This window comes from Streptomyces sp. NPDC007991, assembly GCF_042958445.1.
In the GTDB taxonomy this organism is placed as follows: Bacteria; Actinomycetota; Actinomycetes; order Streptomycetales; family Streptomycetaceae; genus Streptomyces.
In genome coordinates this window covers 90,028-102,731 of the sequence record NZ_JBIBJD010000016.1, presented here as the reverse complement: position 1 = coordinate 102,731, position 12,704 = coordinate 90,028, and the positions used below count along the sequence as shown (strand labels likewise).

Here is a 12,704-nt window from a genome sequence, read left to right as displayed (position 1 = left end):
TCCGCACGGGCCGCTGTTGACCCCGAGCGGGGCTACCGGCTCCGGCAGTCGAGGCTCTCCAGGTCGACGGCGTCGGCCATCGCCCGCATCCCCCTGTCGTTGGGGTGCAGATGGTCGCCGCCGTCGAAGGCGGGGCGGATCCGCTCGGGGTCGTGGGGGCTGCGCAGGACGCGGTCGAAGTCGGTGACCGCGTCGAACTCCCCGCTGGTGCGCAGGAAGGTGTTGACCTTCCGGCGCACGGCCTCCCCGGCGGGGTCCCATTCCGGCCAGCCCTTGTAGGGGGCGATCGTGGCGGCGACGACGCATGTGCCGGCCGCGTGCACCCGGTCGGCGAGCCTGCGGTATCCGGCGATGAGCTGGTCGGCCGTGGCGCCGGGCTCGGCCTTGATGTCGTTGACGCCCTGGAAGAGGAAGACCGTGCGCAGGCCCGGCAGTGTGAGCACGTCCCGCGACAGACGGTTCAGGGCGCTCTGTCCGGGGCCGGCGGCGAGGACCTTGTTGCCGGCGATGCCCGCGTTGGCCACTGCCTCGACGTCCGTCGTGGGCGACGCGCGCAGCCGGCGGGCGAGGTGGTCCGGCCAGCGGCGGTTGAGGCCGGTCGTGGAGTGCCAGCCGTCGGTGATCGAGTCGCCGAGGGCGGCCACGGCGCCCGCGGCGGGGCGGGGCCGCACGGTGACGGCGTCGAGGTAGAACCAGGAGCCGGTCCGCTGCGCCCAGTGGGCGGCGCTCTCCTCCGCGGTGTGATCGCCGTCGGTGGTGTACGACGTCTGCATCGCCAGCCAGTGCCCGGTGAGCACTCCGCCCGCCCGGGGCACGTAGAGGCTGACGGCGAGATCGCTCGCGGCGGGGACGCGCACGGGCAGCGGGTCGCTGTAGACGATGCCGCCGGCGGGGACCGTGACGGAGCGGGCTCCGCCGAAGGTCAGGCGCCGGTTGCTGCCGGGGACGAGGGCGGCCCCGTGGCGCTGGAGGCCCGCGTGGACGCTGCCGAACGTCACCGGCTGGTTCCCGAAGGCGTTGGACAGCCGCACCCTCAAACCGGTACCGCCGACGCTGGTGTGCACGACCAGCCGGTAGCCGCGGCCGTCGACCGCCGCGCCGACGCGGTCGGCGGAGGAGGCCCAGGTGACCACGTCGTCCCCGGCGGCCGTCGGGGCGCCGGCCGGCGGGGACGGCTCGCCCCCCTGGGGTGTCCCGCCGGAACCGCAGCCCAGCGCGAGGCACAGACAGAGGGCGGCCGGGGCGGTGCGGCCGCGGGGGCGTGCGGTGCGGGGCATCGGGGGCGCTCCTTCGGCCTGTGTGCACGGGCGGTGTCGGGGGCGGGTTCCCGCGGCGGCGTCGCGCAGCCACCGGGAGCGAGCCGGGCACTCCGTGCCGTCCCGGCTTACGACACGGTAGTGGTGCGGCCTGCGACGCCGTGCCAGGGTGCCGGGTTCGTGTCGGTCCGGACGATGCCCCGGCCCTGCTCCCCCTCGTGGGTGCCGAAGAGGTCGCAGGCGGTGCCGTGGAACCCCCGGGCCGCCACAGCCGTTGTCGGGGCATCGGCGCTCCCGCGGAGGGCCGGTGCGACGACAGCAGGGGGGTGTGATGGACGAGTTGGTCCCCGGTGGCAATCTGCCGCTTCCGGGCGGGGCGGTGACCGTCCGGGTGCCCGGCCCGTTCGACGTGTCCGCGCTTGTCACGGACGACGGCGGAAAGGTGCGGGGCGACGGCGACTTCGTCTTCTACAACCAGCCGGCCGCGCCGGGAGCGGCGCTGCGGGGTGACGCGCTCACGGTGGAACCGGCGAGGCTGCGTACCGGCGCCACCCGGGTCACCGTCGCCGTCAGCCCCGCCGAGCCCGGAACCGCCCTCGGCGGCCTGCCCTCCCCCACGCTGCACGTCGCCGACGCGGCAGGCCGCCCGCTCGCCCGGTTCACCCCGCCGCGTCCCCGGCAGGAGACGGTGCTGCTGCTCGCGGAGCTCTACCGGCGCGGCGACCGCTGGAAGCTGCGCGCCCTGGGCCAGGGGTACGCCGACGGACTGGCGGGACTCGCCCGGGACTTCGGCGTCGACGTCGTGGACGACCCGCCCGGGCCCGGCTCGGCGGGGGCCGGCGGGCCGGGACCGCTCGACGGCGGGGCTCGGCGACCGTCCCACGCGACCACCCCCGCGCCGACGGCGGCCCCGGTGGCGCGGCGCCCGGCCGGGAGCGGCCCCCCGGGTCCTCCCGGTGCCGCACAGCCCGCCCCCGACCCGGACGGCTTCGCTGCCCTGGTCAACTCCGCCCGCACCGCAGTCGGTTCACCACCGGTCTCGCTCGACCCGCGGCTCGTGTCCGCGGCGCGGGCCCACGCGGTGGCCATGGCCGCGTCCGGGCGCCTCGGCGTCGAGAGCCGGGACGGCGTCTTTGTCTACCAGCGGGTCATCGGCGCCGGGTACGCGTATCTCACGGTCGGCGAGCACCTGGTGTCCGGGCCGCGCACCACCGCCGAGTTCGTCGCGTACTGCCTGCGCACGGACGGTCCGGACCGCACCCTGCACGACCCGGCGTTCACCCACACCGGAGTGGCCCACGTGCACGACGGACCCACCGGCGACACCTACTGGACCGCGCTCTGGGCCAGGCCCCTCACGCCGGACGGGCTGGCCGGCGCGGCGGCGGCCGTCACCGACCTCACCAACCGGGAGCGCGCTCGGGCCGGACTCCCGCCCCTGGCCGCCGACCCTTGGCTCACCGCCGCCGCCCAGGCGCACAGCGCGGACATGGTGGCCCGCGACTTCTACGCGCACACCGCGCCCGACGGCAGCCGGCCCTGGGACCGGGCCGCCGCCGCGGGCTCCACCCGGCGTTCCATCGGCGAGAACATAGCCTGCGGCCAGCGCTCCCCCGCCGAGGTCGTGGAGGGCTGGATGAACAGCCCCGGCCACCGGGCCAACATCCTCAAACCCGGCTTCACGCACCTCGGCGTCGGCTTCGCCGGGGGCGGCCGCGCGGGCACGTACTGGACGCAGCTCTTCGGTGGCTGACAGCGCGCCCCCGCGCGCCCTTGGCGTCGCTCGCCCTGACCTTGGCGGAGGGCAACGCTCCGGGTGAGGATGCGCGTATGAAGGGTGACCTCTTTTCCAGCAAGCACATGGCGCAGCCGGCCGTCGCACCGGGCATGACGGTCGAGAACGCCAAGTGCCTTCGCTACACGGTGAACGGCGAGATGCTCGCCCGGCAGGGCGCGATGATCGCCTACCGCGGCAGTCTCCAGTTCGAGCGCAAGGGCCAGGGCGTGGGCGGCATGCTCAAGCGCGCGGTCACCGGGGAGGGACTTCCGCTGATGGCGGTGCGAGGGGAGGGCGAGGCCTGGTTCGCCCACGAAGCGCAGAACTGCTTCGTCGTCGACGTCGAACCCGGCGACGAGTTCACGGTCAACGGCCGCAACGTCCTGTGCTTCGACGCCACGTTGTCCTACCGCATCGCGACCGTGAAAGGCGCCGGCATCACCGGCGGCGGCCTGTTCAACAGCGTCTTCACCGGGCACGGCAGGCTCGGACTGATCTGTGAGGGCAACCCGCTGGTCATCCCGGTCTCACCGCAGTATCCGGTGTACGTCGACACCGACGCGATCGTCGGCTGGACGGCGGGTCTGCAGACCTCGCTGCACCGCTCCCAGTCCATCGGCTCGATGCTGCGCGGCGGCTCCGGCGAGGCCGTCCAACTGGTGCTCCGGGGCGAGGGATACGTCGTCGTGCGGCCGAGCGAGGCGACTCCGCAGAAAACCGGCCAGCACTGAGGTCCCCTACGGTGATCTGCGCCTCACAGGCAACCCCGGCCGTGCGGTCGGCGTCTTGATCCACAACAGGTGATGCCCTGGCCTTGTGGCCGGGGCAGGTTCCCACTCATCTATACACGCTATGTATACGCTCTGTGTATACATAGCGCGCATATGGACGAAAGGCATCGATGTACGGCAAGGCATTCGCCCCGGAGTACCAGGGCGCGCTCACCACCCTGTCCGTCAACTCATCACTGACCGACGTCCTGGCCGCCGGCACCGAGCAGTTGAGGGCGGCCGAGCGCGCCGGGAAGCCCGGGGAGGCGGCGCGTTCCGGACTCGCGGTGGCCGAAGCGCACCGCCGGCTGGGCAGGGTCGAGGACGCGGACCGGGCGTGGAAGGCGAGTTACCGGGCCGCCCGTCGGGCCTCGGACGTGGCGGCGATGGCCTGGGCGCTGTGGAGCGGCGGCACGCTGGCCCGGCAGCGCGGGGCGTTCCGGCTGGCCCGCCGGCTCCTCCAGCTCGCGGCGGACCTGGGCGAACGCGGCGGGGACATCGTCGTACGAGGCTATTCGCTGGCGGGCCTGGCCGAGACCGGCCGCATCCAGGGCGACTACGAGGCCGTCGGCCGGCTGCACGAGCAGTTGCTCGCCGAGGCACGGCGGCGCGGGGAGGCGCGGCACACGGTGTGGGCGCTGGAGGGCATCGCGCAGATGCACCGCAACACCGGGGACTACGACACCGCGTACGCCCTGTTCGAGGAGTCCGCCGAGATCGCCGCGCGCGCCGACGACCGGCGCGGTCACGCCTGGGCGTTGCGCGGCCTGGCCGACGTCGTGTCGGTGCGGGACGGGGACACCGAGCGGGCCCTGGAGCTGCTGAGCGAGGCGGAGGCCACGTGCCGCGCGATGCGGCTGTCCAGCGCACTGGCCTACAACCACAAGATGCGCGGCAACGTCCTGTACCGTGCCGGGCGTTACGCCGAGGCGCGCACCCTGTACGAGCAGGCCCTGGCGGAGTTCCGCGAGATGAGCGAGCCGCGCGGTCAGGCGCTGTCCCGGCTGGGCCTCGCCAAGTCCCTGGCCCGGCTCGGCCGCGACCAGGCCGAGACGGCGGCCGAACTGGCCGAACTCGCCGGCACGCTGGAGCGGATCGGCCTCCGGCACGCCCGCGAGATGGTGGCGCGCGCGTATGACGAACTCGGCATACCGGCCACCGGGATCGCCTCGGCGAGGCCGGCGGAGGTGACACGGTGACGGTGTCCTCCACGGCGGTAGAGGCGGCACGGCAGGACACGGTCACGCACGACGAACGACAGCACGACGAGGTCAGCCCCGACCCTCACCACATCCTCCACCGCTGCCGCACCCTCGTACGCCCCGCCCTCGCCGAAGCCGTCGGCCGGCTGCACCCCTGGGTCGGCGAGATGGCCGCGTACTCCTTCGGCTGGTGCGAGGTGGGCGGTGCCCCGGCCGTCGCCCCGGGCGGCAAGGGCGTACGGCAGGCGCTCGCCGTACTCGGCGCCGAGGCGGCCGGCGCGTCCGGGCGGGACGGGGTGGCCGCGGCCGTCGCGGTGGAGCTGGTGCACGCCTTCTCCCTGCTGCACGACGACATCATGGACGGCGACGCGGACCGGCGCCGTCGCCCGGCCGTGTGGAAGGCCTACGGCACGGGTCCCGCGGTCCTCGCGGGCGACGCCCTGTTCGCGCTCGCCGTCGAGACCCTGGCCGCGCAGCCCGGCGGAGCCGGGGCCGTGCGGACGCTGTCCGTCGCACTCGGCGACCTGGTACGCGGGCAGGCGGACGACCTGCTGTTCGCCGACCGCCCCTGGACGGGGCCGGAGCGGGTCCGGCCGGACGAGTACCGGGCGATGGCGGAGCACAAGACGGGCTCGCTGCTGGGCTGCGCGGCGGCGCTGGGCGCCGTGCTGGGCGGCGCCGCCCCGGAGACGGCCGGCGCGCTCGACCAGGCCGGCCGGCACCTCGGGATCGCCTTCCAGATCGTCGACGACGTGCTGGGCATCTGGGGCCATCCCGAGGTCACCGGCAAACCCGTCCACGGCGATCTGCGGGAGGGGAAGAAGACCCTCCCGGTGCTGGTCGCGCTCGGCTCCCCGCACGGCGGCCGGCTCGCCGCGCTCCTGGAGACGGGCGACGACCCCGGTGCCGCGGCGGAGCTGATCGAGCGGGCGGGCGGCCGGGCGGCGGCCATGGCGGAGGCCCGGCGCCATGTCGCCGCCGTCGAGACGGCGCTCGCCGGGGTGCCTCTGGAGGCGAGGGCCCGCGGTGAACTGCGGTCACTGCTCGGCTTCCTGGTACGGCGCGACGGCTGAGCCGGCCGCCCCGGATAATCCGTCGCCGAATTCGTCCGAGGGGTGTCGAGTTCAGCCGTTGGACACCTTCGTATTAACCGTCGGTTACCAGCAGGCCGGCCGGGGATTCGGGAATCCGCGGGGCGCGGGGGCGAATTCTCCGCACCCGCGGCGCCACCCCGGCTGCCCCCGGGCGGCCGAGGTGAGCCGCTCCCGAGCCCGCGAAAGACCGTTCCCTCTCGCACACTTGATCGCCTCTCTTGAATAAAAGACAAGAATGGGGGCGGAGTTGCGATCCGGTTGAACGCAGCGCGGCTCGTCCCCCGTACTTCTGGAAAAGGTGAGAGCCAGGTTTCCAGCGAGGGATGGCCATGGGCAGGGCGCACGTCTCCACACACCAGTTGATCGGCGGCCGGTACCGGCTGCTCGAGATCATCCAGCGCGAGACCAACCGCATCTGCTGGTACGCCGAGGACCTCGGTGCCGGCGAGGTCTCCCGGCCGTGTCTCGTCACGCAGATCGGGCTTCCGGACGACGCCCGCGAGAGCGAACGGCGGGCCGCCGGCCGCCTGCTGCGCACCTCCGAGCGCATGGCGCTGCTGTGCCCCGGCCGGATCGCCACGGTGGTCGACGCCGTCGAGGAGGCCGGCACCCTGTGGACCGTCAACGAGTGGATCGACGGCAGCCCGCTCGGCGAGCTCCTCTCGGAGCAGGGCACGTTCAACTACGTGCGGGCCGCCCGCATCGGCCTGGAGCTGCTCGACGTGCTGGACGCCGCGCATGCCGAGGGCATCACGCACGGCGAGCTCAGCCCCGGCCAGGTGTTCGTGCGCGAGGACCATTCGGTGGTCGTCACCGGGTACGGCCTGGTCGGAGCGACCCTCGCGCCCCGGCTCACGGCACCCGCGTTCGCCTCCCCGGAACAGGCCCGCGACCAGCACATCGGGCCCGTAGCCGATCTGTGGGCGCTCGGCGCGATCCTCTACACGATGGTCGAGGGCCGGCCGCCCTTCCGGGACCGGGGCCGGCCGGAGAACACCCTGAAGGGCGTGGACCGGCTGCCGCTGCGTACGCCGGTGCGCGCCGGGCCGCTCACCCAGGTCGTGCAGGGGCTGCTCCGCAAGGACGCGCGGGAACGGCTGACCCGCCCGGTGGTCCGGGAGGCCCTGACCCGGGCGCTCAGCGAGGACCCCGAGGCGGCCCTGGGGGCGGCGCCCGGGCCGCGGCTGCGCGGCACGTACGCCGCGATGCGGCCGGGGGGCCAGGCGTGGAGCAGACGGACCATGGTCGCCGGTACCGCCCTGGCCGTGGTCACCGTCGCGGCGGCCGTGCTGGCCGCGACCCAGGGGCTGCCCGGCAGCGACACCGGCAGCGACGCGGCGGACTCGCCGGCCCGGCCACCGGTCTCCGCCACCTCGCCGGGCGAGGGCACCGGCGGCAACAGCCCCGACCCCTCCGGGCCGCCCACCAGGACCGGCTCTCCCTCCCCCACGCCCTCTGCGTCGTCCCCCGACCCCACGCCCACACCCACGCCGACGCCGTCCGCCCCGGCCACGGCCCTGCCGCCCGGTTTCCACACCTACCACGCGCCGGAGGGCTTCTCCGTCGCGCTCCCCGAGGGCTGGGAGCGGCTGGACACAGACCGCCAGGGCGATCTGCGGTACCGCGTGACCTTCGGTGCCGACGGTGACCACCGCACGCTGGCCGTCACCTACAGCGAACAGGTGGGCCCGGACCCCGTGGCCGTGTGGCGCGACGACGTCGAACCCAACCTGGAGCGGTCCGGCGACTACCGGCGCATCGGCGAGATCCGGGCGACGACGTACCAGGGGCGCGAGGCCGCCGACATGGAGTGGACGGCGGACGCCGACGGCACCCGGGTGCACACCTTCGGCCGGGGTTTCCTGCTGGGCGGGGGCCGGAGCTTCTCGCTGCGCTGGACGACACCGGACGCCGACTGGGAGGCGAAGGCGAACCAGGAGGCGTTGCGGACCATCCTGAAGACCTTCCGGCCGGGCTCAGCCTGAGCCGCGCGGGGCGCGCAGGGAGGTGAGCGGGCCGGGGCGGAGCGGCGGGGTGCGCCAGCTCGCGGTGAGCGTGCGGTCCGCGAGGGTACAGGTCAGCGCCAGTCGGTGCGGGGTCTCCAGGAACGACACCTCCACGGCCAGCGTGCCGGCGTCCGTCCAGCCGCCGCTCACCGCGGTCGGGAGCGGCTTCTCCGCCACCGTCCAGCTCTCCCCTGCGATCCGCAGGTCCAGCCGGTGCTCGCCCTCGGCGAGCCGGAGCGTCCAGCCGTCGGCGTCCCGCGCGAGCCCGGCCGACAGCGCCGGACCGTCCTTCCCGGAGGAGGACGTGAACTCCGCGGCCGCCCATTGCTCCGCCCCTTCCGGCGGCGCCGGCCTGCCCGGGGCGGGCGGCAGCGCGAGCCCGGCGAGGCGCTCCCGCAGGGCCTCGTCGCCGCTCTCGCGGCCGGGCAGCGGCTCGGGACCGAAGCAGGGCAGCAGGTGCTGCCAGACCAGGTTCAGGACGTCCTGCATCCGTTCGGTCGCCGCGGTCATCGCGATCACGGCGTCCTGCTCGGGCAGCACGATGCAGAACTGGCCGTAGGCGCCGTCGCCCCGGTAGCCGTGCCGGGACATCCAGAACTGGTATCCGTACCCCCGGTCCCAGTCCTGCCGGTCCTCGTCTCCCATGGCTCCGGCGGTGGGTATGTGCGGACGCGTGGCCCGGGCCACCCATCCTTCGGGCAGCAGCCGCTCGCCCTCCCAGACCCCGTCGCGCAGGTACAGCTCGCCGAGCCGAGCGATGGCGTCGGTGGTGGCGTGCAGACCGCTGAAGCCGAGTTGGCGGCCGGCCCGGCCCCGCTGCCAGAACACCTCGCCGATGCCCAGCGGATCGAGCAGCCGGGGGCGCAGATAGTCGGTGAGCGGCTGCCCGGTCACCCGCTGGACGATCGCGGCGAGGGTGTAGGTGGCGGGCTGGTTGTAGGCGAAGACGGTGCCGGGGTCGCGGTCCGGCGGCAGCAGCAGGAACCCGCGCACGGGCTCCTCCCGGTCCAGCGCGAAGACCTCATCGACTGTCTCCCGCTCGTGGCCGCTCGCCATGGACGCCACGTGCCGGACGAGCATGGCCCGGCTGCGCGGGTCGGTGATCTCGGCCTCGAACTCCGGGAAGTAGGAGATCACCGGCGCGTCGAAGTCGAGCAGGCCCTCGGCCTCGGCCAGGGCGGCGGCCGTTCCGGTGAAACTCTTACTGAGGGAGTACAGCAGGTGGGGGCGGTCGGGGGTGTACGGCGCCCACCAGCCGGAGGCGACGAGCCGGCCGTGCCGCAGGATCATCAGGCTGTGCGGCTCGATCTCCGGATGCGCTTCGAGGGCGTCGAGGAAGGCTAGGACACCGGACGCGTCGACGCCCTGGGCGGCCGGGCTGTCCGCAGGCAGGCTGGAGGCACTCATGGGGGCATCCTGCCCCGTCGGCGGACCTTGATCGAGCAGTTTTCACGCCTGCTGTCAGGGGACCCGCCGGTTATGGTGCAAATCGGATACACGATGATGACCGAGCAGGCCGGCCCCCGAGAGCTCGTCGACCATGTGGTGCGGGCCGAGGAGGTGGGCTTCGACTTCTCGGTGACCTCCGACCACTACTTTCCATGGCTGCGCTCGCAGGGTCACTCGCCCTACGCGTGGGCGGTGCTCAGTGCGGCCGCCCAGGCCACGTCACGTATTCCGCTGATGACCTACGTGACGTGCCCGACGTTCCGCTACCACCCGGCGGTGGTGGCGCAGAAGGCGGCGACGGTCCAGTTGCTGTCCGAGGGACGGTTCCGGCTGGGGCTCGGCTCCGGCGAGAACCTCAACGAGCACGTGGTGGGCGGCGGCTGGCCGTCCGTCGACGTACGGCACGAGATGTTCGAGGAGGCCGTGGGGATCATCCGCGCCCTCTTCAAGGGCGGTCACGTCAACCACCGCGGCACGCACTTCGACGTGGAGTCGGCCCGGCTGTGGGACCTGCCGGAGACGGCGCCGCCCCTCGGCATCGCCGTCTCCGGGGAGCAGTCGTGCGAACTCGCGGGCCGGCTGGGCGATCTGGTGATCGCCACGGAGCCCAAGGCGGGTCTGCTGGAGGCGTTCGACCGGCACGGCGGCGAGGGCAAGCCCCGCGTGGGCCAGCTGCCGGTCTGCTACGACCCCGACCGCGACACGGCGATCAAGCGGGCGCACTCCCAGTTCCGCTGGTTCGGCAGCGGCTGGAAGGTCAACTCGGAGCTGCCGCACCCGGATTCCTTCGAGGCGGCGACCCGGTTCGTCACGCCCGACGACGTCGCGGACTCCATCCCGTGCGGTGACGACCCGGACGCGTTCGTCGAGGCCGTGCGCCCTTACGCCGAGGCCGGTTTCACCGAGGTCGCCCTGGTCCAGATCGGCGGCGAGTCGCAGCCTGCGTATCTGGACTGGTCGGAGAAGACCCTGCTGCCGGCCCTGCGCGACGCGTTCGGCTGAGGTCCGCCCCCGTCCGGGCCGGCCCGGGCCATGGACACGTATAGGCTGCCGACCTGCACCTACCCAACCGGCCAGCCTGTTCAGGAGAGTCGTCCGTGACCCTGGTGACCACCCCGCCCGAAACCTCCCCCGCGTCCGTCTCCGAGCCGATCGCGCGGGACGCGCGGGAGTTCGGGGCCTACGCCCGGACCGGAGGGTGGGCCTTCGGGCTGAAGGTGGCGCGCAGCGTGCGGCCCGGCGGGCAGGGCCCGGACGAGACGCCGAAGGTGTCGGCGAAGGAGTTCGCGGAGCTCGCCGGGTGCTCCCCGGAGCGTGTCATGCGCTACTACAAGGCGTGGGACCGGGCGGCCGACGACGGGCTGGTGCCGCACTTCGAGGCGCTGACGCCCGGTCAGGAGGTGGAACTGCCGGACGCCGACGTGTGGCTGAGCTACTACGTCTCCCGCTCCGGCGCCACCTCCGAGCGCGGCACCGCCATCGCCGAGGCCGCCGAGGCCGAGGGCATCCGGCCCACGAAGGCGCTGGAGGTCGCGGAGAACCCCACCGCGCTGCGCGCCGCGATCCTCGCCGACCCCGCCACCGCCCGCGCGGCCCGCCAGGCCCTGCTGGACCGCGTCCGGGAGGACCCCGAACTCCAGTCGGAGCTGGCCCGTGACGTCGTGCGCACCGACGAGCTGAAGAAGGCCGTCGCCGGCGAGAGCAGGGCGGCCGACCGGATCGGATACGTGCGCCAGATCGCCGAGTCGGGACAGATGAAGACACCCGCGGGGCAGACCGTGGACGCGCCGGCCGGCCTCCGTCAGGAGGCCGAGCGGCACCTGTCGCTCATCGACGAGCTGGACGAGGGCGAGGACGCCGGCGAGTGGGCCACCGAGGCGTACGACACCATGAAGTCCCTCGTCGTCGAGACCGTCGAGACCGACCCGGGGCTGCGGGTGCGGGAGCGGCGCACGAAGTTCTACAGCAGCCTCCAGAAGGCGACCAAGGTGTTCGAGGAACTGACCTTCGACGACGCCGGGGAGTTCTACGAGGACGACATGGTCGAGCGTCTGGAAGAACTCCAGCGGGCCGTGGCCGTGTGCATCGACTCCCTGCGCGGTGCCCGGGGGAATCACCCGGAGGGCTGAGCATCTTGTGCGTGTGGGGGGTACTAGAGGGCTCTACGTCGGTTGGTTCTTCCCGGAGGCCCTCTCGTGAACTCCTTCGCGCACAAGACCCTGGTGGTGCAGCTCCAGGCGGGTGACACGAACCGCTTCTCCGTGCTCGCCCACCTGAGCTACGACGCCGCGGACCCGTTCGCCGTCACCGTCGTCTTCAGTCACGACGGCCGTGTCCTCGCCCGCTGGCAGCTGGACCGCGAGATGCTCGGCGAGGGGCTGCGGCGTCCGGTGGGCCTGGGGGACGTGCGGATGCGTCCCGAGTCGCACGGCATGTGGCAGGAGCTGCGCCTGGAGTTCCTCGGGGACGCCCGCCCCGACGGCGGCCGGCACCACGCGGTGGTGTTCGCGTGGGCCCCGGCGTTCGCGGCGTTCCTGCGGGAGACCCACGAGATGGTCCCGCCGGGCAGCGAGGAGGTCCGCGTCGACGACTTCCTGGCGGATGTCATCGCCGGGAGCTGATCTTGGGCGTGTCGCGGCGCCGGGTCCACAGAGGCAGGGCGAACCAGCACAGCAGGTACCAGCCGACCACGGCGGCGACGAGGAAGGGCACGAAGCCGTCGTGCGTCGCCACGCGCAGGATGAGCAGCAGCGAGGCGGTCATCGTGGCGAGCAGCAGCACGAGGCCGATCAGGGTCAGCCGGGAGGCCAGCCGCACCGCCTGGGGCTTGACGCGCCGCCCGGAGACGATGCGGTGCAGGGAGACCGGCCCGATGAGCGCCCCGGTCGCGCACGCGCCGAGGACGACCGTCACGAGGTAGATCAGCTGGTCCGTGTCGGTCAGGTTGTCGTACTTGTTGGTGAACACGACGGTGAGCAGGAAGCCGAACAGGATCTGCACGCCCGTCTGGGCCACGCGGACCTCCTGGATGAGCTCCTGCCACATCCGGTCCGCTCGCTCCTCCTCCGTCTCGTTGCGCCCCCGGCGCCTGTGCGCCCCGTCTGCCGTGTCCGCCACTGTGCCTCCCCGGTGTGAGACGTGGGTGCTTCT

General features: G+C 73.6%; 11 protein-coding genes. 8 read left to right on the top strand and 3 right to left on the bottom strand.

All coding sequences use genetic code 11. The features are described 5' to 3' along the window. Positions 1 to 32: 32 nt before the first annotated feature. Positions 33 to 1,277: a GDSL-type esterase/lipase family protein gene (locus ACFZDA_RS35960; protein ID WP_391089773.1), complete on the bottom strand. Its 1,245-nt coding sequence runs from the start codon at positions 1,275 to 1,277 to the stop codon at positions 33 to 35. Between the two features lie 310 nt (positions 1,278 to 1,587). On the opposite strand from ACFZDA_RS35960, the gene ACFZDA_RS35955 reads away from it, so the two are divergent. The 5 genes from ACFZDA_RS35955 to ACFZDA_RS35935 all read left to right on the top strand — a co-directional run bounded on the left by ACFZDA_RS35955 (position 1,588) and on the right by ACFZDA_RS35935 (position 8,084). Continuing rightward, positions 1,588 to 3,009, top strand: coding sequence for a CAP domain-containing protein (locus ACFZDA_RS35955; protein ID WP_391089772.1), 1,422 nt, complete (start codon positions 1,588 to 1,590; stop codon positions 3,007 to 3,009). Positions 3,010 to 3,086: 77 nt separating this feature from the next. Beyond that, positions 3,087 to 3,764 (top strand): AIM24 family protein, encoded by a 678-nt coding sequence (locus tag ACFZDA_RS35950; RefSeq protein ID WP_391089771.1) that lies wholly within the window; start codon positions 3,087 to 3,089, stop codon positions 3,762 to 3,764. 170 nt (positions 3,765 to 3,934) lie between these two features. Then, positions 3,935 to 5,002, top strand: coding sequence for a tetratricopeptide repeat protein (locus tag ACFZDA_RS35945; protein ID WP_391089768.1), 1,068 nt, complete (start codon positions 3,935 to 3,937; stop codon positions 5,000 to 5,002). Then, the gene (locus tag ACFZDA_RS35940; RefSeq protein WP_391089767.1) at positions 4,999 to 6,078 is read left to right on the top strand and encodes a polyprenyl synthetase family protein; all 1,080 of its coding nucleotides are present in this window, start codon (positions 4,999 to 5,001) and stop codon (positions 6,076 to 6,078) included. The genes ACFZDA_RS35945 and ACFZDA_RS35940 overlap by 4 nt, the downstream gene beginning before the upstream one ends. A gap of 350 nt (positions 6,079 to 6,428) precedes the next feature. Continuing rightward, complete coding sequence (locus tag ACFZDA_RS35935; RefSeq protein ID WP_391089765.1) at positions 6,429 to 8,084, top strand: serine/threonine protein kinase; 1,656 nt, start codon at positions 6,429 to 6,431, stop codon at positions 8,082 to 8,084. On the opposite strand, the gene ACFZDA_RS35930 is transcribed toward ACFZDA_RS35935, so the two are convergent. Continuing rightward, complete coding sequence (locus tag ACFZDA_RS35930; protein ID WP_391089763.1) at positions 8,076 to 9,512, bottom strand: serine hydrolase; 1,437 nt, start codon at positions 9,510 to 9,512, stop codon at positions 8,076 to 8,078. The two genes, ACFZDA_RS35935 and ACFZDA_RS35930, sit on opposite strands and share 9 nt — an antisense overlap. A 72-nt stretch (positions 9,513 to 9,584) precedes the next feature. Here ACFZDA_RS35930 and ACFZDA_RS35925 point away from each other — a divergent pair, with 72 nt between their 5' ends. The 3 genes from ACFZDA_RS35925 (at position 9,585) to ACFZDA_RS35915 (ending at position 12,175) form a co-directional block, all read left to right on the top strand. Next, a complete protein-coding gene (locus ACFZDA_RS35925; RefSeq protein WP_391089761.1) occupies positions 9,585 to 10,556 on the top strand; it encodes a TIGR03557 family F420-dependent LLM class oxidoreductase in 972 nt (323 codons plus the stop codon). Between the two features lie 95 nt (positions 10,557 to 10,651). After that, entirely contained in the window at positions 10,652 to 11,683 is a 1,032-nt protein-coding gene (locus ACFZDA_RS35920) for a hypothetical protein (protein WP_391089759.1), read from the top strand. 66 nt (positions 11,684 to 11,749) lie between these two features. After that, positions 11,750 to 12,175 (top strand): SsgA family sporulation/cell division regulator, encoded by a 426-nt coding sequence (locus tag ACFZDA_RS35915; RefSeq protein WP_391089757.1) that lies wholly within the window; start codon positions 11,750 to 11,752, stop codon positions 12,173 to 12,175. On the opposite strand, the gene ACFZDA_RS35910 is transcribed toward ACFZDA_RS35915, so the two are convergent. After that, complete coding sequence (locus ACFZDA_RS35910; protein ID WP_391089755.1) at positions 12,159 to 12,671, bottom strand: DUF6328 family protein; 513 nt, start codon at positions 12,669 to 12,671, stop codon at positions 12,159 to 12,161. The two genes, ACFZDA_RS35915 and ACFZDA_RS35910, sit on opposite strands and share 17 nt — an antisense overlap. Positions 12,672 to 12,704: the final 33 nt, after the last annotated feature.

Coding starts and splice junctions, on each gene's coding strand:
- ACFZDA_RS35960 (WP_391089773.1), bottom strand. CDS start 1,277: ATGCCCCGCACCGCACGCCCCCGCGGCCGCACCGCCCCGGCCGCCCTC.
- ACFZDA_RS35955 (WP_391089772.1), top strand. CDS start 1,588: ATGGACGAGTTGGTCCCCGGTGGCAATCTGCCGCTTCCGGGCGGGGCG.
- ACFZDA_RS35950 (WP_391089771.1), top strand. CDS start 3,087: ATGAAGGGTGACCTCTTTTCCAGCAAGCACATGGCGCAGCCGGCCGTC.
- ACFZDA_RS35945 (WP_391089768.1), top strand. CDS start 3,935: ATGTACGGCAAGGCATTCGCCCCGGAGTACCAGGGCGCGCTCACCACC.
- ACFZDA_RS35935 (WP_391089765.1), top strand. CDS start 6,429: ATGGGCAGGGCGCACGTCTCCACACACCAGTTGATCGGCGGCCGGTAC.
- ACFZDA_RS35930 (WP_391089763.1), bottom strand. CDS start 9,512: ATGAGTGCCTCCAGCCTGCCTGCGGACAGCCCGGCCGCCCAGGGCGTC.
- ACFZDA_RS35925 (WP_391089761.1), top strand. CDS start 9,585: ATGGTGCAAATCGGATACACGATGATGACCGAGCAGGCCGGCCCCCGA.